Origin of the sequence: Marinobacter arenosus, assembly GCF_019264345.1 — a bacterium.
In the GTDB taxonomy this organism is placed as follows: Bacteria; Pseudomonadota; Gammaproteobacteria; order Pseudomonadales; family Oleiphilaceae; genus Marinobacter; species Marinobacter arenosus.
The window spans coordinates 2,887,840-2,910,784 of record NZ_JAHVAO010000001.1; the positions used below are offsets into that span (position 1 = coordinate 2,887,840).

Here is a 22,945-nt window from a genome sequence, read left to right on the forward strand (position 1 = left end):
TACCTCTCAATAGCTGTGGCTCAACAGGTAGTGGTAATCGGCCTTGTATCGCTGCCAGGTCAGCGCCTGATTGCGGTGGTCAACCAGCGCGGCTGCGTTGAATGCTTCCACGAATGCCCAGGTTTCGCCACTGTCGGTGTACCCCCCGAAACCACCTTCCCAATCGATCAACTGGATCAGGTCGAACAGTAGGTTCATGGCCAGGACGCCGTTGGCGTCTTCCAGGTAGCGATAGGCGAGGGCGTAGTGCTCGAACCGGTAGTCGGCTGCGCCGGCGTCGAGCAGAGTGGCATCCTCGAGGGGGTCGTAATTGTAGTGCTGGTACGGCGATGCAATGGGTTCGCCGGCCACCACAGAAGCCTGGCCTTCGGCAAACCAATAGGGCAGTAGGGTGGAGCGGGCGCTGTACCGACTCAGGTTTTCCTGAACGAAGTGGGCAAGTTGGTGTCTGAAGATGGTATCGGTTTCATAGGGCCAGTGGCGGTAATGGGGGCTGATGCTGACGGCTGACATCGATGCCTCGGCGAGCTGGTCCGGGGAAATGGAATCGGTCAGGCAGGCGAGGATCTGACCGGGATAGGGTGCCGCCGCACTGCGATCCTCCACAAACTCGGGCCAACGCAACTGGAAACGGCCCAGCACCCCGTCTATGTGGTGTTCCAGTTCCGTCGCTGCCGCCCGGAAATCGGTTTCGCTGTACGCTGGGGAGCCGTAGACGCGGACCCTGCCACTGTCGGTCTCAAAGTACAGCGGTTCACTGATGCAGGCCTGGGCATGGGGGTCCAGAGTCCAGTCCGAGTTGGGAAAGTGGTCCCCGGTATCCCGGGCGTCGAAGAAAAATCCGGGCGTGAAGGAGGAGTGATCGTCCGACCGATCGTGGTCAGAAGAGACGGTGACCTTGCACCCCGTCAGCAGGAGAGGAACCAATGCCAGTAGTACGCTTTTCCATACAGTCATAAGTCACCTTTCATAGGTTGTTGGTGTTTATGGTTGCAGAGCGTTCTACAAAACACTGTCAACACGATGTAAAGGTTCGGTAAATCCTGTCCGGGCCATCTCCCCGGTCCGGGCGAGACGTCTCCTATCACTGCCAGCCTGGTCGAAAACCAAAAACTATTGCTTCGGTTAGAAAAAGCAAATAGTGGCCATCCGGTACGGCTGCTACAACTAAGTATACATAGCCGGGCACAGCCCCTGTGTTTGGATGCTCCCAACCACGAAAAAAGGTGAGTTGGCCTTCTGGATCGTGAACTTGGTCTATCTTGGATAGATCACTAAACAACACTGCACAACCGGAGAGAATTATGAGCTCAACAACGAATCAACCGGGCGCCGGAAAATGCCCGGTTATGCACGGCGCAATGACCAAGATGGACAGCGCAGGAACGTCCGTTCGCGACTGGTGGCCAAACCAGCTCAACCTCAACATTCTTCACCAGCACGCGCCCAAGTCGAACCCGCTGGGTGAAGACTTCAATTACGCCGAAGAATTCAAGAAGCTGGACCTCGCTGCCGTCAAGAAAGACCTGGCAGCCCTGATGACCGATTCCCAGGACTGGTGGCCGGCCGACTATGGCCATTACGGCGCCTTCTTCATCCGGATGACCTGGCACAGTGCGGGCACCTACCGGATGGGTGACGGTCGGGGCGGTGCCGGCACCGGCAACCAGCGTTTTGCGCCGATCAATAGCTGGCCGGATAACGGCAACCTGGACAAGGCCCGACGCCTGTTGTGGCCGATCAAGCGGAAATACGGCAACAAACTGTCCTGGGCCGATCTGTTCATTCTCACCGGCAACGTCGCCATGGAAACCATGGGCTTCAAGACCTTTGGTTTCGGCGGCGGCCGGGAAGACATCTACCAGCCGGAAGAAGACATCTACTGGGGTGCCGAGGAGGAGTGGCTGGCAACCAGCGACAAGCCTCACAGCCGGTACTCGGGTGACCGGGAACTGGAGAACCCACTGGCGGCGGTCCAGATGGGCCTGATTTACGTGAACCCGGAAGGCCCGGACGGCAACCCGGATCCGCTGGCGTCGGCCAAGGATATCCGTGAAACCTTTGCCCGCATGGCGATGAACGATTACGAAACCGTTGCCCTGACCGCCGGTGGTCACACCTTTGGTAAGACCCACGGTGCCGGTGACCCGGACAAGGTAGGGCCCGAGCCCGAAGCCGCGCCAATCGAGGAAATGGGCCTTGGCTGGAAGAGTAGCCACGGCAGCGGGAAGGGCCGCGATGCCATTACCAGTGGCCTGGAAGGTGCCTGGACCGCCAACCCGACCACCTGGGACATGGGTTACTTTGACGTCCTGTTCAAGTACGACTGGGAACTGACCAAGAGCCCGGCCGGTGCCAACCAGTGGAAACCCGTTGGGCTGACCGAAAGCGACATGGCCCCGGACCCTGAGGATCCGTCCAAGAAAGTGCCGATTATGATGTCCACGGCGGACATGGCAATGAAGATGGACCCGGATTACCGCAAGATCTCGGAGCACTTCCACAAGAATCCGGAAGAGTTTGCTGACGCCTTTGCGCGCGCCTGGTTCAAACTGACGCACCGCGATATGGGCCCGAAAGTACGCTATCTCGGTCCGGAAGTACCGGCCGAAGACCTGATTTGGCAGGATCCTGTGCCCCCGGTCGACCATGAGCTGATCAACGCCCAGGACATCGCTGACCTGAAGGCCAAGATCCTGGATTCCGGGCTGTCCACCGCCGAGCTGGTCTATACCGCCTGGTCCTCCGCCTCCACGTTCCGGGGTTCGGACATGCGTGGCGGTGCCAACGGTGCGCGCATTCGCCTGGCGCCGCAGAAGGACTGGGAGGCTAACCAGCCGCAGCAACTGGCCAAGGTGCTGAAGACCCTGGAAGGTATCCAGAAGGCCTTCAACGACAGTCAGTCGGGCAACAAGAAAGTCTCGCTGGCCGACCTGATCGTGCTGGGTGGTAACGCCGCGGTCGAGAAAGCGGCCAAGGACGCCGGCCACAATGTGCTGGTTGATTTCGCGCCGGGTCGGACCGACGCGACCGACGAGCAGACCGATGCCGAGTCGTTCGAGCCGTTGAAGCCGGAAGCGGACGGTTTCCGCAACTACCGCCGCGCACGCTTCACCGTGTCGGACGAGGAAATGCTGGTGGACCGGGCCCAACTGCTTGGCCTGAGCGCACCGGAGATGACCGTTCTGGTGGGTGGTTTGCGGGTGTTGGACGCCAACTACCAGCAGAGCAAACACGGTGTCTTCACCAAGACCCCGGGCAAGCTCACGAACGATTTCTTCGTAAACCTGACCGATCTGAACACCGAGTGGAAGCCCACGTCGGATGACGCTGATGTCTTCGAAGGTAAGGATCGGAAGACCGGTGACGTGAAATGGACTGGAACCCGGGTCGACCTGATCTTCGGGTCCAACTCGCAGCTGCGTGCCATTGCCGAGGTGTATGCCCAGGACGACGCGAAAGAGAAGTTCGTGAAGGACTTCGTTGCGGCCTGGAACAAGGTGATGAACGCGGACCGGTTTGACCTGAGCTGATCCGCTCTGAAACCAAAGCCCGGCGGGGAGCTTCCTCGCCGGGCTTTTTTTGGCGCTGACGAACGTCAGGCGGGTGGCGAACAGCTCGCCGCGGGCAGGAAGTTTATCCAGCTTCTGATCAGCTCGACCCCCTCCTGATGCACCACGGACCGTCCGAGCTCCGGCATCCGATGCCGGTTGTCATTGGTGGAAATCCGGAACAGCAGATAGGAATCCCCGGCGTCCTGGGGGACCACATCCGCGGAATAGTCCGGATGCCCGCCCGCCACCGGCGTTTTGCAGGTACCAAACTTGCCGGGATCGTCGGCGTACGCGCGATTGTATTCGACCTGTAACCCGCTTCCGCCGGCCGCCCCGGCGTAGTTTTCCGGCAGCGTCAGACCTGAGCGATGGCAATGGGCGCAGTTGATGTCCAGGTAGGCTTTCGCCGTATCCATCAGCTGTTCGTCGTTGAGCGCACTGACCGTGGTCAGGTCGTTGAACACCGGTGCCTTGGTTACGGACTGCATGTCGGCTGGCAGCCCGGTCAGGATGCCGCCCTCTGCCCAGTAAGCCAGCTGGTTGTAGATCATGCCGCCGTAGTCAAAGTCGTGGTTGAGGTACCTGGCCTTGGGGCCAATGGGCAGGAAGATGGGTTCCCGCTTGTCGTCGGCGCTCTGAAGCACCGGCACGACCGAATGGCACGAGGTGCAGTCCGACGCCGTTGGTACCGAGTAGGTAAAGGTGATATCCGCGCCGTTGTGGCTCGTGGTCATGTCCGGGATGGACTTGCCGGAGATGGCAATCGTCGCATCCTCGCTGCTCGACCAGTAGTACGGGATTGCAAGCCAGCCGTTTTCACGGTGGATCAGTAGCCGGGTTTCGATAACCGTCTCGGCGCCGTCGCGGAATGCGGTGTTCTCGGGCAGGGCAAAGGTTTTAGTAATCACCGTGCCAACGGGAAACTCCAGAACCTCGTTGTCCGTATAGCTGGCCGTTTTGCCCTCCGGTATGAACACAAACCGGTACTTGGAGGTGTAATCGGTGAACAGGGCCGTCGACAGATCGTAGGGGACGCCACCCGTCGAGGGGTTGGCGGTGGGATCGGTCGGGTTCTGGAACAATCCGTAGTCGGACAGGTTTCGGCAGGTCTCGGTCATCAGGGCATCCCAGTTCACGCCCTGGGTGTCTGCATTGCAGTCCCCCTGCGTTCCGGAAGGTGCGCCCGCGCCGGCATTCAAGGCCGAGCCTGTCGCTCCCGTCCCGGCACCGGTTTCGCTATTGGAGCCACCACCGCCGCCGCAGGCCGATAAGGTCAGGGCGGCGGTTACACCGGTGATCCAGTATTTGAGTGTGTTCTTGTAGGTTGTCATCGCACAGACTCTCGTACGTTGGCTTGCCGTGAAGGCCGAACGAGTCGCCCCTCACGTTGTCGGATGGGTTGAAGATCAGAGCGAACAGGCGTGCTCGGCGAGGTCATCACCCGCACAACCGTAGATATTGTTCTTGAAGTTGACGGACGCGGGCGGGAGCCGATTCTGGACACAGGCCAGGTAGGTGTTGTTCACCATTTGGTCGATCAACAGGCTGGGGACAGGGTTGCCGTCTCCGTCGAAACTACCGGCAGACGGTGTGGGATCGTAGACCAGTCCGGTATTTACATTTTCATAGTCCGGGGCCGGGTTGCCGTTGACGTTGCTGTTGGCGCAGATCAGGTCGCCATTGGTGTAGGCGTCGTAGTCGACCCCGTCGGCGGCCGCTTCGGGGCCGACAAGACCGTCAAAGCCGGCGATTGCCCCGGCGTTGGAGAGAAGCTCACCAATACCGCCGTACAAGATGGCTGGCATGGTTTCCCCCAGCATCAGGGTATAGCCATCAACAATGTCCTGGATAAGCGCTCCCCGGGGATCCGCGCCGTTCCGTGCGATGGTGTTGTTGTGCATGTACACGTTTTTCACCAGTGGGCTCCAGCCCCTGGCCATGGTCGCACCGTAGTTGGCCGGGTAGTTCGCCACGTCGTCATCGGCCAGGAAATAGCTGGCGATGGCAATGGCCGTGGTTTCGTTATCGGTGATCTGGTTGTTGTAGATTTCCACGTCGCTGGCGGCATAAACAAGAACACCGGTGCCAGGCGGCACAATGCCCACGGCGCCACTGCCCACGTTCTCGGCGTTGTTGGCATAGACCGTGTTGTTGAAGATCCGGATGTTGCCGCCGTACGCCTGTTCCAGCCCTGGCAGGTCAAAGGCCAGAATCCCGCCGGTGTTGCCGGCCGCCAGGTTGTTGTACACATCGGCCATGGTGGAGTTTTCGATTTCGATACCGGCGACGTTGTTGATCGCGCTGTTGTCCCGGATCACGATGTTGTTGGACTGGCCCACGTAGATGCCCGCGTCTGCGGAGCCATAGGCGTAGTTGTTTTCCAGCAACACATTCTGGCTCTGCAGCGGATACAGGCCGTAGGCCCCGTTGTCGGAGGCCAGTTCGCCTTCCCATACGGTGGCGGTGTAGGTCATGTGAACACCGTTGGCGCTGATCGTCTTGATGCCGTTTTTGCGGGCCTCATACACGCCCAGGTCACGGATGGTGATATCAGTACCGCCCTCGAAGCGGATGGCGTCGTCGCCGTCGGCGTTGGAGAAATCGAGGATGGTTTCGTTGATGCCGTGACCGGTCAGAATCAGCCCACTGGCACTGCTGATGGTAATCGTTTCAGAAACGGTGAAACGTCCTTTGGGCAACACCACGGTGGCATCGTCCGGAACGTTGAACAGGGCGAGCAGAAGGGCCTCGGTAATGTCATCGCCGGGCTGTGCGTCTGCGGCCACGAAAATGGCGTCCCCGGGAATCGCAAAGCCCGAGGTGGTTGTGGTCGTGCTCTGGGCCGAGGCATTCGAGCCATCCGAGCCCGCAGGTCCGGGCGCACCGTCTTTGCCGTCGTCCCCGCAGCCTGAGATGAATAGGCTGCCAGATAACACAGCGACCGAAAGCAGGCCTTTACGGCCGGGCAATGTCCACATAAACAACTCCCTACGGTTCTTGTTTGAATTCTTTGGCCGCAATCAGCCACCAGCATGACGCTAAACGGGCCGTGGGAATGGTTCCATATAATCAGGTGGTCGAATCGTGGAAGGCACTGTGCAAACTATGAAAGGCCGCGAAAACAAAGGGCTGGGAGCTGCGGTTGGGCGTTCCGAAGACGGTGTGCGAATCGTGCAATTACAGGTTTTGACCAGCGTCTTTCAGCCTGTTTGCCGGGAGTGACGCTGTTGAGAAAAGGGGAAGGAGGCCGGCTGTTTCCAGCCGGCCTGTCGCTTTTATTGCATGCCCTTGTTTATGAAATCTTCGACGACGTTCGACATGTCAAAGGATTTGCCGCCCTGCACGGGCGGGTATTCGGCCAGGGTCTTGAGGTGCTGCCCCATCAGTTCGCCCATGGGCTGAATCAGCCAGGACACTTTCTGCATCAGGTGACCATAGGCATCCGGGCTGTCATAGCTTTCGAAGGGATCCATCCGGATATTGAACACCAGCGGTACCGTGCGGGGAACCAGGTTGGCGTAATAGTCTTCCTTGGTAGAGAAGTGGAATTTCCACGGCCCCATGCGCACGGCGGTCAACTTGGACTCGTAATAGTGGAAGATGTGATCACGCGCCGAGTGCTCGGCGTCACCCTTCCAGTAAGGAAGATTGTTCACTCCGTCGATGTACTGTTCCTTCTCCTCCATCATCCGTTGGGCCACATCGTCCACACCCGCGGCCGCGGCAAGACTGGTGAACATGTCCTGGTGCCCCTGGATACCATTGAGTTTCTGTCCTGGCTCGATAACGCCGGGCCAGCGAATCATGGAAGGCACCCGAATGCCGCCCTCGTAGGTTGTCATTTTCTCGCCCCGGAAGGGGGTGGTGGCACCATGAGGCCAGGAGCTGTGTTCCGGGCCGTTGTCCGTGGAATACCAGATGATGGTGTTTTCATCCAGGCCGTTCTGTTTCAGGAAATCGAGTACAAGCCCGATGTCGTGGTCATGCTGGAGCATGCCGGAGCCGTGATAGTCGGCTTCAGAGGTGTACTCTTCCGCGGCGTAGCGCCACTCATCGTTCAGCCGGGTGTACAGATGCATCCGGCTGGTATTGAGCCAGACGAAAAAGGGTTTACCCTCCGCCTTGGCGGTCTTCATGAAGTCTTCGGCTTTGGGAATCACTTCGCCCGCGTCGAAGTTTTTCATCCGTTCCTGGGTGAGCGGGCCGGTATCCTCAATTCTTTGTTTGCCTACCTTTCCAAATCGGGGGTCCACGGTCTCGTCCACCGTATCCGTGGCAAACGAGTGGATCACGCCACGGGTCCCGAATTTCTTTTCATACGCGTCCAGGTCGCCCGAGTAAGCTTCGCCGAAGCGCTGGTAGTCACGCTGTTCGGCCTCTTCCTGAGTGTTCAGGTGATAGAGGTTGCCGAAGAATTCGTCAAAGCCATGGGCGGTGGGCAGATGTTCGTTTCGGTCACCGAGGTGATTCTTACCAAAGTGCCCGGTGGCGTAGCCCTCGGCTTTCAGCACCTCGGCGAGGGAAGGCGATGCCTCCTGCAGCCCGAGGGAATCGCCCGGCTGACCGACCGTGGTCATGCCAGACCGGATCGGATACTGCCCGGTAATGAAGGCGGCGCGGCCCGCCGTACACGAGGGCTGGGCGTAGTGATCGGTAAAGCGGATGCCTTCCATACCAATCCGATCAATATTTGGGGTTTTGTAGCCCATGGTGCTGAGGCCGTAGGCACTGAGATTCTGCCAGCCTATGTCGTCCCCCCAGATCACCAGTATGTTGGGGCGGTCGGTTTGGGCGTAGGCGGCTCCTGCGGAGAGGATGGACAAGGTAAGTGCGACCAGGCAGGTCGCCAGGACGTTCCAGAAACGGTGGGTCTCGGTCATATGAAGCGCTCCATTAAATCCAATTTAACAGACGGATTGCGCGCTGCCCCGTGTTCGCCGAATTCCTTGCGCCGGGGCCTCGCGTCATACGGGGTATGACTGGTAATGGATACGAGAATAGCAGCGAGTTGTATTACCGCCACCGAAGCGGGTCGCTAGCGCAACTCCTTGCGCAGGATCTTGCCAACGTTGGACTTGGGGATCTCCTCGAGCCGGATGATTTCTCTCGGCACCTTGTAGGCGGCAAGATTGGCCCGGCAGTACTCGATGATCTGGCCGAGGTTGAACTCACCGGCGCCGGACGGCGAGACAAACAATCGCACCCGCTCGCCGGTTTTTTCATCCGGCACGCCAACGCAGGCCGCCTCGCCAACGCTGTCCAGCTCGCACACGAGGCTTTCAATTTCGTTGGGATAGACGTTGAAACCGGAGACAATCAGCATGTCTTTCTTGCGGTCGACAATCTCAAACTGACCGTCTTCATGCATCACCGCTACATCGCCGGTCCGGAAATAGCCATCGCTGGTAAAGGCCTCGCGGGTGGCGTCCTCCCGGTTCCAGTAGCCTTTCATGATCTGGGGGCCTTTGGCACAGAGCTCGCCCGCTTCGCCTGGTGGAAGTGGCTGGTCATCCGGGCCCAGGATCTTGACGTCCGTGGACGGCACGGGGTAACCCACGGTACCACTGAATTGTTCGTTGCCAAGCAGGTTCAGGGTGAGGATCGGCGACGTTTCGGACAGACCGAAGCCTTCCACAATGTGATTGCCTGAGGCGGCCTTCCAGCGCTCCGAGGTGCTGGCGAAAATCTTGGAGCCGCCGCCAAAGGCGACCTTGCAAGCGGAGAAATCGACGATCTTGAAATCCGGATGCCGGGTCATGCTGGTATAGAGGGTATTCACACCCCCGATCACGGTAAAGCGTGCATTCCAGATGGTACGAATCAACGCATCCAACTCCCGTGGATTGGGAATCAGGATGGCTTTGGCGCCGATCGCCGCATAGGCCACGAATATCATCAGGCCAAAGATGTGGTACATCGGCAGGGCCAGAACCACACATTCCTTGCCCGGCGTGTTGGCATCCGGCATAAAGGCCCGGAACTGAAGGGTATTGGCGATCAGATTGCGGTGGGTCAGCGTTGCCCCTTTGGACGGTCCCGTGGTGCCACCGGTGTACTGCAGAAACAGCACATCCTCTGCGTTGATGTCCACCGGTTCAGGCTTCTGGCCCCTGTACTTTGACAACAGGCTTTGCAGGGTCCGGTGTTGGCCGAGGTTCTCTGCGATGCCGGGGCTGAGCAAACTGGTGCCCGAGCCATCGCCGGGACCGATGGTGATCGCGGACTCCAGCGGCGTCTGGGCCCGGATTTCTGCCAGGGCCGGAGTGGCGCCTTCGAATATGAAAATGTGTCTGGCACCCGAATCGTTGAGCTGATGCGCCAATTCACGGGGAGTATAGAGCGGATTGACGTTAACCTGCACGCCGCCGGCTTTCAGAATGCCGAGCATGACGATCGGGTAGGCAAACAGGTTGGGGCTCATCAGCGCGATACGGTCGCCCTTCCGAACGCCCAGATCCTGCTGCAGGCTGACGGCAACGGCATCCGACAGGCTGTCCAGCTCCTGGTAGGTCAATGTCATGCCGAAGCATTCGAGGGCCTGGTGGTTTGGAAACTGGGCCACCGCCTGCCTGAACAGGTCATTGATGGATGCGAAGTCGTTGGGGTCAATCGAATGCGGAACACTCTCCGGGTAGCGTTCGAGCCAGGGTTGGGTCATCGTAAAATCCAGTGATTGTTCTGATCTGTCGGTAAAGCGAAACGTCAGGAAGGTTGCCTTTGGCAGGGGGTCATAATGGCGCCGCGGAGCGGCCAAAAATTTCTCCTTTCACGACAGATTTTTATCAAATGAGGTCAGCGACTCCCGCATGGCCTTCGGGGACTGGCCAAACCAGCGCAGGCAGGCGCGGTTGAAGGAGCTTTGTTGTCGGTAACCCAAGAGGCCTGCCACCTGGCTCATGGCCATCCGGGGTTCGGCCAGGTAATCGGAAGTCAGTTCCCGCCGGATGTCATCCACCAAATCCTCAAACACCACGCCCTCTCGCTTCAGGGCCCGCTGCAGCGTGCGTTCGTTGAGCGCAAGATGCCGGGCCACCAGCGAGATAGTGCAGCGTTGTCCCATGGGCAGGAGTGTGATGACGAGCGAGCGCACGTAGGCGCTGAGGGAGGCCGAGGTTTGCTCAAGCGTTTGGCGTACGTAATCCTCCATGACCTGGCGAAGCACGGCGTCGGACTGGTCAATGGGCCGTTGCAGGTCGGCGGCTGAAAGACAGAGTGCGTTGCCGGGCATGTTGAAGTGCACCGGGCACTGGAAGATCGAACGGTATCGGGCGGCGGGCGCCTGCATAGCGTGCCGGAAACGTATCTGGGTCGGTCGGAAGTCGGGGCCGGACAGCACGCTGATCACCTGTTTGGCCAGCACCAGACTCAACTCCACGGTCTGGTTTCGAATCGGTGCCTGCGCCACGGTGATATCAAAGTACAGGGTGGCAGGCTTGCCCGGTATCACCGGGTCCAGTGCCAGATGAACGCCCGGGCTGTGGTAGGCCATGTACTTGATGATGTGTCGGATCGCCTGTTCGGTCGTCGATGAGTTCTGGGCAATTACGGCGATGGGCCCCAGAACGCCCATGCCCTGGCGAAGGCCCACCCTGAGGCCGAAATCCTTGCAGTCGAGCTCCCGGGCGGCCTGCTCCATCAGGTGAATCAGGCTGCTGTAGGGCATCATCTGCTTCGGGTTGCTGATCAAATCCTCGCGCAGATTGAATTGGCCCAGGAGCGATTTCGGATCGCCGCCCAGTTCCCGGATGGTCTCCGGGATGCCCATCATGGCGCTGGCTCGGATCAGAGTGGTTCCAGTCATCGGTTCTGGCCTGGCAGGCTTGAAGACTCATCTATCAGGTTAGCGGGAATTTCGCAGGGCAACGCGTCGGGGCAACATTTTTCCGGTTGGATGAAGTAATCTGCTAGCCTTGGACTGTGCCTTCAAGGCGTTGAAAAGGACTTCATTGGATGCCCCTCGTTCCCGGTTTGGTTGTTATCTTTCTGGCCCTTGTGATGCCGGGCTTGGCTGCGTCTGAAACCGCGCCGGGACGGTCCGTCGAGGACCTGGGCTATGTTGCCGAAGACACCTGCGCTGGCTGTCATCAGAAAGAGCAACATGCCTGGTCCGACTCCGACCACGCCTGGGCCATGCGCCCGGCCAGCAGCGCTTCGGTGCTTGGCGACTTCGGTAACCGGACGTTCAGCGATGGCGCCGTCACCGCCCGATTCTTTGAGCGTGATGGCCATTACTGGGTTGAGACCGAAGGTGAGGATGGTGAGACCGGAACGTTTCGAATCGCCTACACCTTTGGCTATTCTCCGCTGCAACAGTACCTGGTGGCGTTTCCCGGCGGTCGCCTTCAGGCGTTAACCATCGCCTGGGATACCCGGGCCCCGGAGGAAGGCGGCCAGCGCTGGTTTTCCCTGTACCCAGGGGAGCGCTTTGCGCCCGACGATGCCCTGCACTGGACCGGTCGATACCAGAACTGGAACGCCATGTGCGCGGACTGCCACTCCACCTATCTGAGCATGAACTACGACGCGGAAGCCGACAGCTTTGCCACCACCTGGCAGGAACAGAACGTCGGTTGCCAGGGCTGTCACGGCCCCGGCCGGGATCACGTCGATTGGGCACGGACGAACTCTGATGACTCCGGTGATTACCCGGGGGCCGGGGACAACGGCCTCAAGATTGATTTCGAGGCCATGGAGGGGCAGGAAGTGGTCGAGACTTGCGCGTTCTGCCACAGCAGGCGACAGAGTCTGCAAGATGGCCAGCACGTTCAGGAGCCCTATTTGGACAAGGCGCTGCCGGCGACGCTGCGGCCCGATCTCTACCACGCCGATGGCCAGATCCAGGGCGAGGTCTACGTGTATGGCTCCTTCGTCCAGAGCAAGATGGCGGCGGCCGGGGTGGATTGCCTGGACTGTCATGATCCCCACACCACCGAACTTCTGGTTCAGGGCAATGGCTTGTGCCTGCAATGCCACAATGCCTCGCCCCCCGAACGGTTTCCACAGCTTGCCGCCGGCGATTATGATGAACGCAGCCATCACCGGCATCCGCCGGAATCAGAGGGCGCCCAGTGTGTGAATTGCCACATGCCGGACAAGACCTACATGGTGGTGGATCCGCGCCGTGATCACAGCTTCCGGATTCCCCGGCCGGACCTGACTCTGGCGACCGGCAGTCCCAATGCCTGCAACGACTGCCACGATGACAAGAGCGCCGACTGGGCGGTGGCTGCGATTGACGACTGGTTCGAATCGCCCCGTCGTCCTCCGCACTTTGCCAATGCCCTGAGTGCCTTCCGGCGGGCGGAGGCCGATGGCTTTCTTCGGGTGGCGGCCCTGATCCGGGATACGAAGGCCCCGGCCATTGCCCGGGCCACGGCGGCGGAACATCTGGGGGGCTTCGGACCCAGGGCGGGCTCGGCGCTTCGCAGTGGCTTGCTGGCGGACGACCCGCTGGTTCAGGCCTATGCCGCCAACGGTCTGGCGCAATTGCCGGAGTCTGACCGGGTGAACTGGCTGCGCAAACAGCTGGCGGAGGATCAGCCGGCGGCGGTGCGGGACCAGGCGCTGAGGTCATTGGCGGGTGTCGACCTGTCCGCGTTTCCGGAGCAGGACCAACCTCGGATACGGGCTCTGAAAGCGGACTACGAGCAGCGGCTCTGGTCGCTGGCGACGCTTCCCGGTAACCGGCTTAACCTCGCCTCCTACCTGCAGCGAGAGGGTCGGCCAACCGAGGCCATTGAGCAGTACCGGCAAGCGCTGGCCATGGATCCGTTTTTTGTTCCGGCCCGGGTCAACCTGGCGACGCTTGCCAGCGAACAGGGCCGGATCGGACTGGCCGTTGAGACGCTGACGGAGGGGGCGGAGCTTGATGGGCTGCCTGACGCAGACCGGGGGCATCTGGCCTACCTGCTGGCGCTTGCGCTGGTCGAGGAGAAGCGTCCATCCGAAGCCCTTCCACGCTTCGAGCAGGCCGGTGCGCTTAATCCGGGCAACCCCCGGGTTGCGTACAACCATGGCCTCGTTCTTGCGCAGATGGGCAAGGTGCCGGAGGCGGAACAGGTACTTGGTCAGGCGCTGGCGCGTCATCCCGAGGACCATGGACTTCTGAACGCCATGATCTATCTGAAACTTCAGCAGGGGCACCTGTCGGAAGCGCTGGCGTTCGCCCGCAAACTGAAGGCGGCGCACCCGACTGATCAACAGGTTGATCGGCTGATACGCGATCTCTCGGCTCGCGTTGGCGGCTGAAGGGAAGACGTTGGAACCCCGGCTACCAATAAAAAAGCCCACCTAGGGTGGGCTTTGGGGGCATCAGATCGCCGGGGTCAGGTCATTCCCCACACATCAGAGCTCGACAAACAGCTTGCCCTGATTCTGGCCCGAGAACAGGAGCTGAACCCCTTCGACGGCACTGTCGAGCCCCTGAAGTACGTGACTGCGGAATTTGATCTGGCCGTTCTGGAGGTAGTTCATCATCGCCCCCATGGACTCATCGACCTTGTCGTAGTGATCCGTGATTACGAAGCCCTCAACCCTCAGTGCTTTCAGGTTGATGTCCACCCAGCTTGGACCGGGGTTCGGAACTTCGTTGGTGTACTCGGCGATGTTGCCGCACACGACAATCTTGCCGAGGCGATTCATCCGGTTGAACACCATGTGCTGGATCGGACCGCCGGTATTCTCGAAGTAAAGGTCGATACCATCCGGCGTGGCAGCGGCCAACTGTTCCTCAAGGTCGGCATCCTTGTAGTTGATGGCCTTGTCGAAACCGAGCTCCTCTTCCAGCCAGCGGCATTTCTCGTCGCTGCCGGCGACACCGATGACGCGCAGGCCCTCGGCCTTACCCATCTGACCCACGAGGGAGCCGACGGAGCCGGCGGCGCCACTGACCACCATGGTTTCGCCCTTGACCGGGCGGCCGATCTTCATCAGGCCGACGTAGGCGGTGAAACCCGGGACGTAAAGTACCGACATGAGCGCCTGCACATCGACGGACTTGTCGACCACCTGCATGTCCTCGCCGCCCAGGGTGTATTCGGCCCAGCCGGTGATGCCAACCACCCGGGCGCCAACCGGATAGTCCGGGTTTTTGGATTCAACCACCTCACCAACGCCGTAAGAGCGCATGATGTCGCCCGGTCGGACCGGCTCGATGTAGCTGTCCTCGTTGTCCTGCACCCAGGTGCGCATGGCCGGATCCAGAGACATGTGGGTCTGTTTGACCAGGAAGTCACCGTGGTTGAGTGTTGGTTTCTCAAGCTCAATCGCCTGAAAACAGTCGTCGGTGAACTCGCCGGTCGGGCGCTTCGCCAGTTTGTACGCTTTGAATGTCATGCCTGAAGAACTCCTGAAATCGTTGATGTCGGCGTTAGGGAATGGTGACGTCACCGAAAATCTCGGTGAAACGGGGCTGGCCGTTCCAGGCGGAAGCGCCGCCGTCGACGCAGAGGTTTTGACCGGTGACAAAACTGGCCAGGTCCGAGGCCAGGAACAGCATCACCTTGGCAATTTCCTGCGGCTCGCCCGCCCGACTCATCGGAATGTTGTGCATGTATTCCCGGTAGGCCTCCGGCTGGCCCGTCAGCGGGCCGGTCAGTGGGGTTTTGATGAGTCCGGGACTGATGCTGTTAACGCGGATGTTGTCGGTCGCATAGTCCAGTGCCAGGTTGCGGGTGTAGTTGATCACGCCGCCTTTGGCCGCGGCATACGCGTTGAAGCCGTAATCGGCGCGGGTGCCGGAGACGGACGCGGTGTTGATAATGTTGCCGCCGTTCTTCATCAGGTGGGGAAGGGCGTGCCGGCAAGTGTGGAACAGAGCGTTCAGGTTGACCTCCATCACCTTGTACCAGGTTTCCGGTGCAATGATGTGGGTGCGGCCGTAGGTGCCAAAACCGGCGTTGTTGATCAGGATGTCCAGGCCACCGAGGGTTTCAACCGCCGAAGCGATCATCTGCTCGATCTCCTCCGGAATACTCAGGTCGACCTTGATGAAGGACACGCCTTCGCCCAGTTCCTTGGCCAGGGCGATGCCGTTGTCTTCATTCATGTCGGCGATGACCACCTTCGCGCCGTTCTCGTGGAACAGGCGAACCGCCTGTTCTCCGATACCGGAGGCACCACCGGTAATAATGGTTTTCTTGTTCTGAAGCATATCTGTTTACCCATCTGTTGTTTGAATATTCGTTACCCGCGCCCCGGGATGAAAGCAGGGACGAGTAGGGGTAGCGGTAGTTGTACAACGGGCAAAACGCGGGGAAGCGTTAATTGGCGCCTAAAATTTGATAAAAATTGCCAGGGTATGGTTTGGCGTGAAAAAACAAGAATTGTTCGCGATGGGTTAAATGATCGATTGCGCTTCGACCTAGGATAAGGCGATCTGGGCTGCGATGGTTTCGTTATGCCCGGCTCGAGATCCATTGACGGAGAGCGTTATGACTACAAGAAACAATAAGGCCGTCGCGAACGCGGTCGTAATCTCGGCCATGCTGTTTGCCGCGTCCCCTGTGTCCGCGGGAACCGTGTCCGGCAAACTGACCAGTGCCGACGGCGACGCGATCGCCGGTGCCATCATTCGACTGACGGACGTGCAAGCGGGAATCTCCGAGTCTGTTTACAGTGATGCCAGGGGCGAATATGTATTGGAAACGGACCTGCAAGGCGAACTCCGCCTGAGGTTTCGCGCCCATTACTTCGCCGATCACGAGGAACAGATCGTTCTGCCTGATGCTTCAGCAAGCCTTGGTAAAGATGTCCGTATGACCGCGCTCGACGCGGATCGTGAAGTCTCGGAGAGTCTGGCGGCGTCGTATCATTTTAACGAGTTGCCGTTCGATACCGGCGAAGACGAGCCATTTACCCGGGATAAGTTCCAGCTCGAGTGCCTGTCCTGTCACCAGCTGGGCAATCCCTTTACCCGTACCGTTCGCCCGGCGGAGTCCTGGCAGCAAACGGTGCAGCGTATGCACGCCTACATGGGCGCGATTGACATTACCGAGAAGGACCGCCGCCGGGCTGAGATCTTTGCGGAGGGGTTTGATGGCAAGCCCACGGAAATGCGCCCGGAATTCCCGTTCGATGACGCGTTAGCCCACACCAAGGTCTACGAGTACCAGTTGCCCAGTTCCGGTGTGCCGCACGATGCCTATGTGCACTCGGAAAACGGCCTGGTCTACACCGTGGATCAGTTTGCCGATGGCATGTACGTTACCAACCTGGAGAAGGGCGAGACGGAGTTTGTACCGCATCCGGAGCAAGGTATGCCGCTGGGTGGCATCTTCACGGTGCTGGGTGTTCCGCCGGCGATGAACAAGGTCAACGTGCGCCACGGCCCGCATTCACTAGCCGAAGGCCACGATGGCAAGCTGTACGTGACCAATTCCTACTCCGCCTCCATCGGTGTGTTCAACCCGGAAACCAATGCGTGGGAACAGAAGATCCCGCTGCCGGGCAACGCGCCCTACCCGCACACCATTCGCGTGGATAGCAAAGGCATCCTCTGGTTCAGTGTGGTTGGTACCGAGCAGATTGGGCGGCTGGATCCAAAAAGCCAGGAAGTCACCCTGATCGACTTGCCGGAGCCGCGCCCGGTGGCCATCACGCCGGCGGTTCTGACCTATGGGGTGGCGGTCAGTACGCTCGATGGTTCGATCTGGTACAGCCGGCTCTGGGGTAACCGCATCGGCCGGATCGACCCGGACACCCTGGAAGTGACCGAGATTGAATCCCCGGTGTTCGGCCCGCGCCGTTTGCGTTTTGCCGAGGATGGCATCCTCTGGCAGACCGGTTACGGTCACGGTGAGATCGCGCGTATCGATACCAAGACCATGGATATGAAGGTCTACGAAATGCCGGAATTTGCGCCGGACGCCCGTCCAGGTCCCTATTCCCTGAACATTGCACCGAAAACCGGCGATGTCTGGGTCAATGAGACCATGACAGATCATATTTACCGGTTTGATCCTGAGCAGGAGAGATTCATCGCCTACCCGGCACCCCTGCGTGGCACCTACACCCGGGACGTTACTTTCACGGAAGAAGGTTGGGCCTGCATGACCAATAACCCGATTCCGGTACAGGCCCTGGAAGAATTTACCGGCGTGCTGATGTGTCTGGATCCGAATTACCGCCGTTGAGCCAGAAGGAACCCCTTGTTGTTGTGCTCCCTTTTTCGCCCGGGCCGTTTGGTCCGGGCTTTTTTTATCGTTGACGGGGGTTGAGAGGTGGGAGTTGCGCGGAGCGTGGGCCACGGTCGGTCCGGAGGTCGCTTTTGATCTTTCGTATCAGCGGGATCAGTCTGCGGGTGCTCGTTTCCGGTTCCGGGCGGGGGGCGTAGTATCCGGCAATGCCTGCCATCAGGGCTTCTCGCTGCCTGCATTCCAGGGGGCAGTCGCGCAGTGAATGAGCGCCGGTCCGTTTGTCCGCGAGCCGGTACAGTCCCGTCAGTTCTCTGGGCGTTCCCCTGAGCTGTCGGACGGCGGCCTGCTTTTGTCCGGGTAGGGAATTCTGCCACCGGCGGCGAACCCGCCTGATGACGTGTCTTGTGCGCGAGCGGATTGTCCGCCGGCAGCCTGTCAGGATCGCCATCGATGCTCCGGCAGCCAGGATGACAAGGAGCCAGCTTGTCGGAACCCGGGTTTCCGATGGGCCGGCTCCGGGCAGGACCTCGATCGGCAGAGCCGGTAACGTCGACTGCCGGATCCTGTCATCGTCAATGTCCCACCAGGTGAGTGAGAGGGCCGGCAGTCTATAAGTCCCTGCTTGGTCAGGGCTGTAGCGGATGCGCTCGATGCGCTCCCCGCCGGTGATCGAGCCGCCTTCGTCGGTGATCGGGCGAATGTCTGCAGGCAGGCGAGTGCCCACTGCCTCACCGGGTGAGGAAGCCGTCAGGGGAGGGATGGACAGCGCCAGGGCCTGATGGGCCCGTACCCGAATTTCCCGAACGACGGGGTGGCCGGCGGCGATGCCGCCGCCGGTCGTGCTGAGGCTCTGGCTCAATTGGACGTCCGCCGCCAGAAGTGAAATGTCGGCAGACTCGACGGCCGGGAGTGGCTGAACGGCAAACGAACGCTCCGGGGTGGTCACGGCAACCGGGGCATCTTCCTGACCCACCGGGGCCTTGATGCGAAATGACGGCAGTGTCGTGACGCCCGGGTCCAGGGGAATCAGGCGATAGCTGTAGGTGACGCCGAAATAGCGCTTGCCCTCGATCGTGCGCTGAATGCTCCGGCCCTGGCTGCCCTGGAAAGACACCAGGGCGCCTGCGACCTCCAGCGGCCGGAATTCCGGGGTACCGGTCAGCCAGGTGTCGGTCAGGACATCCACTTCGTAGGAGACCGATTGGCCGGAGCGGATGTCGGCATCCGGAACCAGCCGGGTCTCGATCCTCACTTCCGCGGCCAGAGTGTGATCCGCCAGATGGGAAACGAGTATAGCGGCGAGTACCGGCTTTCCCGGCACTCTCATGGCTGTTCTCCGGTCTGGTTGCGCTGCTCCGCAGCGAACTTACGTTTCAGGAAGTCCGTGACCGAGGTGTTCAGGTTCTCCAGCCAGATCGCGTCGGTGATGGCCTCCTGCCCCTGGATTCTGGTGCTCACTCCCTGACCGGATTGCTTGTCGAACCGGACGGCGTCAGCGCCAATATCCGGCGCTTTTGTCCGGCCTTCATTGAGATCTTCCGAGATCTTTTCGACGAGCCTGAGGTTGGCCCTGGCAGCCTCCAGCCCGGGATCTTTCTCAAGTGCCGTTTCAAAGGCGACCTTGGCCTTTCCCAGTTCCAGTTGCCGGGCGTAACTGTTGCCAAGGTAAAACCAGGCCCGGGGTGAATCCTGTTGGCTGAAACTCTCGATGGCGGTCTCGAAATCGGCAGCGCGGTAGGCCGCCAGGCCTCGCAGGTACGGATCGCGGAACAGTCGCGCAGCGTCTGCGTAGTCTCCGGCTTCGAATGCCAGCCGCCCCTGCTGGTCCGGTGTCAGAAACGCATTGGCCAGAGCGTCCGCGTTGGCCGGTGGCGCCGGAGCCATCAGCAGTGGCAGGGCGACCAGGCACCACTGAAGGTTCCAACCCTTGCGCATGGACACGAGGGCCAGCAGCAGGGCAGGCCAGACCAGCCAGTAGCCGTAGTCGCGCCACTTGAGTGTGTCATCAAGGTTCTGTTGACGCTGGAAATGGGTCTGGACCTGACGCTCGAGCCAGCGGACGTCCTGCTCCGTCGTCGTGAAGGCTCGGGTGTCGGCAGAGAGCGTGTTCAGAACCGCGTGGGTTGCGCCGGAGGCCAGGGTTTCTTCTGGCAGCAGTGCCAGCACCTTTAGTCCACCCGGACCCTCACTTTGTGAGGGGGAGAACTGCGCTGACGCCAGGTTATCGGAAACCAGGATGACCGTTTGCGGGCCGGCACCAGCTCCGAATGGTGCCGTGGCCAGGTCCAGTGCGGCTGCCAGGTTGCGTCCCTGGCCCGGAATCATGCCCGCCTCAAGGGAGTTGAGATACAGGCTGAGCAGCTGCCTGTCCCGGCTGTGGGGTAACACCCGATGGGCGCTTCGGGCGTATCCGATCAGGCCTGTGTGCCAGCCGGGCCGGCGTTCCGCGAGTGATTGAATGCGGTCCTGGGCCAGAGCCAGTGTACCGGTGTCGGCCATGGATGCGGACAGGTCGAGGACGACGGTCACCCGGGTCTGGTCGTCGAAATTGGGCGGCAGCAGTCGGTCCCAGGTGGGCCCGGCAACCGACAGCCCGGCTACCACTAGCAGCAGGCTGAAACCATGTAGGGGCCGGAAACGTGTCTGGTTGTTGCTGTTCAGCGCGAGGTGCGGCAGCAGGTGCGGCGCAATCATCCGGCTCAGCGCATCCCGGCGGCGGCTGATCCTGTGCCATGCTGGCAGCAACGCAAGGCCCGCGAGCATGATCAGCAGGCCCCAGGGGCGCAGAAAGTGAAACTGGGCGATCGATTCCGTCATGGCTCGCGCCTCTCCCTTTCTCGCCAGCCCGCCAGAGGCTGTGCCTGAGATGACCGCAGAGCGGCCAGCAGATGCAGAAGCAGTAACCCCGAAGCGACCAGCACGGGAATCCAGAACAACTCCCGGCGGGGCCGGGCTCTCAGTTCTTCCGCGTTATGCGGTGTCATGGCATCGATGGTCCTGTAGACCCGCTCCAGCGCCGTCCGGTCTGTCGCGAGAAATGACTGGCCACCGGTCATCCCTGCAATGCGCGCCAGGGTTGGCGCATCCACGGCATCGTCAGTTCCTGTGTCGGTCCGGCCAAAGCCAATGGTGTGGATGGTCAGACCCCGATTGTTGGCGATACGCGCTGCCTGTATTGGGTCGAGCCGGCTGCGGTTGTCATTGCCGTCGGTGAGCAGGATCAGGAGTTTGTCGGGACGGTCACTTTGCTCCAGCAGTTTCAGGGTGACGCCAATGGCGTCGCCGAGCGCGGTGTTGGCGCCGGCCATGCCGGTCTCGGTCATTGCCAGGATTTGTTGCAGCGTATCGTGTTCCCGGGATGGGGGCGCGAGGGCAAAGGCGCGGTCCCCGAAGCCGACCAGTCCGATGCGGTCATCCGTGCGCCAGTTAATGAACTGGCTGGCGGCCCGCTTGACCGCGTCCAGCCGCCGGGTGTCAGCTCCGTCCGAGGTGGTGAAATCGGGTTCGGACATGGATTGGGACAGGTCGATGGCGAGAACCAGGTCGCGCCTGGGTTCGATGTGCGTTATCGGAGGCCCGAGGTAGGCCGGCCGTGCGGCCGCCGTCAGCAGCAGGGCCCAGATCAGCCAACGCAGGGCGAGGGCGGCCCGGGAGATTCCGGCGGCCCTTGGGCTGGCTTTCTGCGCTATTCGATCCTTGAAGGCGACCGTGAACGGCACCCGGAGTTTCCGATGGGGCGCCCGGTAGGCGGGCAACCCGTGGTACGCCAATAGGGGCAGGGGCAGCAACAGCCAGAGCCAGGGAAAATCAAACTGGATCATGATGAGTCTCCAACCACTGCCGGCACTCGGCGATCACGGCTGCCGCATCCAGGCGCGTCAGGGTCTGGTCACTGGCGTAGGCCAAATCGGCCAGAGATTCGGCAAAGGTTTCGGAAAGCGGTGTGGCGGCCATGCGTTGCAGTTCGCCTTGCCAGTCCGGGCCTCCCATGCGCGCCAACTCGGTTGCCGTGTTTCCCGGACGGTTGAGCACCGCACGCTTGAGCAGTTCGGGTATATCCCTCAGTGGCGCAGTGCTGGCCGGATCCCGGCGCCACTGTGCTTCCAGGACGTCGAGTTCCGCCAGGGCCGCGCGCCGGTAGGCGTTGGTTTTCCGGCGCTGTCTCCAGAAAAGCAGGCCGGCCACGACCAGGGCCAGCAGCAGGGTCAGTACCAGGGCCCAGCCCCAGGTCTGTGGCCACAGTAAGGGCATGGGCGGGGATGGAAGTTCCCGGAGCTGTTCCAGATCGCTGACCAGACTCATCGACGCTGTGCTCCCGCCAGTCCAAGAGCCCGCCGGAGTTGGGGCACAGTGGCTTCGCCCGTGCTGATTTTCAGGTGAGCGACCCGGCTGCGCCTGAGATGTTCGTCGACGATCCGGAACCGTTCGGTGAGAAAATCCGCGACGCTGTTTCGGACGCCTGCATGGCCAAGGTCGAGGGTCACCTCCACCTGGTCTTCGGCAACGGTTACCACTCCGGCGTCGGGCAGCGTCACAGCCAGCGGGTCGTAAACCTGAATGGCCAGCACGTCATTGTGAAGGGAGAGTTGTTGCAGCAGGCCCAGGGTTCGTTCCGTAATGCCGGCAAAATCGCTGACGATGCAGACGGTCTGGTCATGGTAGGCATTCGCAAGGCAGCCCGAGATGACCTTGTCCAGCTGTCCGACATTGCGCGGAGCGTCGTTATCGACACGCACGGCCTGGTTTTGACGGGCTATCCGGGTGAGTAGATCGGCAACCCGACGCCGGCTCCGGTGTGGCGTAACCGTATCAAGGCGCTGATCGTTGAAGACAATGCCACCGACCCGGTCGCCGGCGTTGAAGGCTATCCACGCTGCCAATGCCGACACTTCCGCGGCTGCCGTCGCTTTCAGTAGGAGCGACGAACCGAACAGCATATCCATGCGTTGATCACACAGGATCATGGTCGGCCGGTCGCGTTCCTCGGTGAAGCTGCGAACCAAGGGGGTTCCGGCCCTGCGGGTGGCACGCCAGTCCACGTGGCGGATATCGTCACCCCTGGTGTAACGACGTAGCTCATCGAAGTCGAGCCCGCGTCCGCGCATCCTTGAGCCGTGTTGCCCTGCCAGCTGGCTGTTTGAACGCTGGCGGCCATGGAAGTCGGGGAGTCGTCCCTCAGGCTCGAGCGCCATCAGCCGATCTGTCGTGGTGAAGACGCCGGTGTTGTCAGTGCGGCTTTGGCCCATGGTGGCTCCC

At 60.7% G+C, this 22,945-nt stretch carries 16 protein-coding genes; 3 read left to right on the plus strand and 13 right to left on the minus strand.

What is annotated here, in order from left to right; all coding sequences use genetic code 11:
- Positions 1-6: 6 nt before the first annotated feature.
- Positions 7-957 (minus strand): hypothetical protein, encoded by a 951-nt coding sequence (locus KXD86_RS13210; protein ID WP_218636469.1) that lies wholly within the window; start codon positions 955-957, stop codon positions 7-9.
- Positions 958-1,304: 347 nt separating this feature from the next.
- On the opposite strand from KXD86_RS13210, the gene katG reads away from it, so the two are divergent.
- The gene (katG, locus tag KXD86_RS13215) at positions 1,305-3,533 is read left to right on the plus strand and encodes a catalase/peroxidase HPI (protein WP_218636470.1); all 2,229 of its coding nucleotides are present in this window, start codon (positions 1,305-1,307) and stop codon (positions 3,531-3,533) included.
- Between the two features lie 65 nt (positions 3,534-3,598).
- On the opposite strand, the gene KXD86_RS13220 is transcribed toward katG, so the two are convergent.
- From KXD86_RS13220 to KXD86_RS13240, 5 genes are all read right to left on the minus strand, one after another.
- Positions 3,599-4,885, minus strand: coding sequence for an SO2930 family diheme c-type cytochrome (locus tag KXD86_RS13220; RefSeq protein WP_218636471.1), 1,287 nt, complete (start codon positions 4,883-4,885; stop codon positions 3,599-3,601).
- A 75-nt stretch (positions 4,886-4,960) separates the two neighbouring features.
- Positions 4,961-6,532, minus strand: coding sequence for a parallel beta-helix domain-containing protein (locus tag KXD86_RS13225; RefSeq protein WP_218636472.1), 1,572 nt, complete (start codon positions 6,530-6,532; stop codon positions 4,961-4,963).
- Between the two features lie 297 nt (positions 6,533-6,829).
- Positions 6,830-8,434, minus strand: a complete 1,605-nt coding sequence (locus KXD86_RS13230; RefSeq protein ID WP_218636473.1) for an arylsulfatase — start codon at positions 8,432-8,434, stop codon at positions 6,830-6,832.
- 155 nt (positions 8,435-8,589) lie between these two features.
- Positions 8,590-10,212: an AMP-binding protein gene (locus KXD86_RS13235; RefSeq protein WP_218636474.1), complete on the minus strand. Its 1,623-nt coding sequence runs from the start codon at positions 10,210-10,212 to the stop codon at positions 8,590-8,592.
- A 108-nt stretch (positions 10,213-10,320) separates the two neighbouring features.
- Positions 10,321-11,355 (minus strand): AraC family transcriptional regulator, encoded by a 1,035-nt coding sequence (locus tag KXD86_RS13240; RefSeq protein WP_218636475.1) that lies wholly within the window; start codon positions 11,353-11,355, stop codon positions 10,321-10,323.
- A gap of 149 nt (positions 11,356-11,504) precedes the next feature.
- Here KXD86_RS13240 and KXD86_RS13245 point away from each other — a divergent pair, with 149 nt between their 5' ends.
- The gene (locus KXD86_RS13245; RefSeq protein ID WP_218636476.1) at positions 11,505-13,802 is read left to right on the plus strand and encodes a tetratricopeptide repeat protein; all 2,298 of its coding nucleotides are present in this window, start codon (positions 11,505-11,507) and stop codon (positions 13,800-13,802) included.
- 96 nt (positions 13,803-13,898) lie between these two features.
- On the opposite strand, the gene KXD86_RS13250 is transcribed toward KXD86_RS13245, so the two are convergent.
- Both KXD86_RS13250 and budC read right to left on the minus strand, forming a co-directional pair.
- Positions 13,899-14,888 carry an NADP-dependent oxidoreductase gene (locus tag KXD86_RS13250; protein WP_218636477.1) on the minus strand — a complete coding sequence of 330 codons (990 nt, stop codon included), beginning with the start codon at positions 14,886-14,888 and terminating at the stop codon, positions 13,899-13,901.
- A 34-nt stretch (positions 14,889-14,922) separates the two neighbouring features.
- Positions 14,923-15,705 carry a meso-2,3-butanediol dehydrogenase gene (gene budC / locus KXD86_RS13255; protein ID WP_218636478.1) on the minus strand — a complete coding sequence of 261 codons (783 nt, stop codon included), beginning with the start codon at positions 15,703-15,705 and terminating at the stop codon, positions 14,923-14,925.
- A gap of 280 nt (positions 15,706-15,985) precedes the next feature.
- On the opposite strand from budC, the gene KXD86_RS13260 reads away from it, so the two are divergent.
- A complete protein-coding gene (locus KXD86_RS13260; RefSeq protein ID WP_218636479.1) occupies positions 15,986-17,686 on the plus strand; it encodes a carboxypeptidase regulatory-like domain-containing protein in 1,701 nt (566 codons plus the stop codon).
- Positions 17,687-17,750: 64 nt separating this feature from the next.
- On the opposite strand, the gene KXD86_RS13265 is transcribed toward KXD86_RS13260, so the two are convergent.
- The 5 genes from KXD86_RS13265 to KXD86_RS13285 are packed head-to-tail and all read right to left on the minus strand — an operon-like array spanning position 17,751 to position 22,935.
- Positions 17,751-19,016, minus strand: a complete 1,266-nt coding sequence (locus KXD86_RS13265) for a BatD family protein (RefSeq protein WP_218636480.1) — start codon at positions 19,014-19,016, stop codon at positions 17,751-17,753.
- Complete coding sequence (locus KXD86_RS13270; protein ID WP_218636481.1) at positions 19,013-20,506, minus strand: VWA domain-containing protein; 1,494 nt, start codon at positions 20,504-20,506, stop codon at positions 19,013-19,015. The genes KXD86_RS13265 and KXD86_RS13270 overlap by 4 nt, the downstream gene beginning before the upstream one ends.
- Entirely contained in the window at positions 20,503-21,510 is a 1,008-nt protein-coding gene (locus KXD86_RS13275; protein WP_218636482.1) for a VWA domain-containing protein, read from the minus strand. The genes KXD86_RS13270 and KXD86_RS13275 overlap by 4 nt, the downstream gene beginning before the upstream one ends.
- A complete protein-coding gene (locus KXD86_RS13280; RefSeq protein ID WP_218636483.1) occupies positions 21,497-21,991 on the minus strand; it encodes a DUF4381 domain-containing protein in 495 nt (164 codons plus the stop codon). Before KXD86_RS13280 ends, KXD86_RS13275 begins: the two co-directional genes overlap by 14 nt.
- On the minus strand, positions 21,988-22,935 hold the full coding sequence (locus tag KXD86_RS13285) for a DUF58 domain-containing protein (protein WP_218636484.1): 948 nt from the start codon (positions 22,933-22,935) through the stop codon (positions 21,988-21,990). Before KXD86_RS13285 ends, KXD86_RS13280 begins: the two co-directional genes overlap by 4 nt.
- Positions 22,936-22,945 lie beyond the last annotated feature (10 nt).

Coding starts and splice junctions, on each gene's coding strand:
- KXD86_RS13210 (WP_218636469.1), bottom strand. CDS start 957: ATGACTGTATGGAAAAGCGTACTACTGGCATTGGTTCCTCTCCTGCTG.
- katG (WP_218636470.1), top strand. CDS start 1,305: ATGAGCTCAACAACGAATCAACCGGGCGCCGGAAAATGCCCGGTTATG.
- KXD86_RS13220 (WP_218636471.1), bottom strand. CDS start 4,885: ATGACAACCTACAAGAACACACTCAAATACTGGATCACCGGTGTAACC.
- KXD86_RS13225 (WP_218636472.1), bottom strand. CDS start 6,532: ATGTGGACATTGCCCGGCCGTAAAGGCCTGCTTTCGGTCGCTGTGTTA.
- KXD86_RS13230 (WP_218636473.1), bottom strand. CDS start 8,434: ATGACCGAGACCCACCGTTTCTGGAACGTCCTGGCGACCTGCCTGGTC.
- KXD86_RS13235 (WP_218636474.1), bottom strand. CDS start 10,212: ATGACCCAACCCTGGCTCGAACGCTACCCGGAGAGTGTTCCGCATTCG.
- KXD86_RS13240 (WP_218636475.1), bottom strand. CDS start 11,355: ATGACTGGAACCACTCTGATCCGAGCCAGCGCCATGATGGGCATCCCG.
- KXD86_RS13245 (WP_218636476.1), top strand. CDS start 11,505: ATGCCCCTCGTTCCCGGTTTGGTTGTTATCTTTCTGGCCCTTGTGATG.
- KXD86_RS13250 (WP_218636477.1), bottom strand. CDS start 14,888: ATGACATTCAAAGCGTACAAACTGGCGAAGCGCCCGACCGGCGAGTTC.
- budC (WP_218636478.1), bottom strand. CDS start 15,705: ATGCTTCAGAACAAGAAAACCATTATTACCGGTGGTGCCTCCGGTATC.
- KXD86_RS13260 (WP_218636479.1), top strand. CDS start 15,986: ATGACTACAAGAAACAATAAGGCCGTCGCGAACGCGGTCGTAATCTCG.
- KXD86_RS13265 (WP_218636480.1), bottom strand. CDS start 19,016: ATGAGAGTGCCGGGAAAGCCGGTACTCGCCGCTATACTCGTTTCCCAT.
- KXD86_RS13270 (WP_218636481.1), bottom strand. CDS start 20,506: ATGACGGAATCGATCGCCCAGTTTCACTTTCTGCGCCCCTGGGGCCTG.
- KXD86_RS13275 (WP_218636482.1), bottom strand. CDS start 21,510: ATGATCCAGTTTGATTTTCCCTGGCTCTGGCTGTTGCTGCCCCTGCCC.
- KXD86_RS13280 (WP_218636483.1), bottom strand. CDS start 21,991: ATGAGTCTGGTCAGCGATCTGGAACAGCTCCGGGAACTTCCATCCCCG.
- KXD86_RS13285 (WP_218636484.1), bottom strand. CDS start 22,935: ATGGGCCAAAGCCGCACTGACAACACCGGCGTCTTCACCACGACAGAT.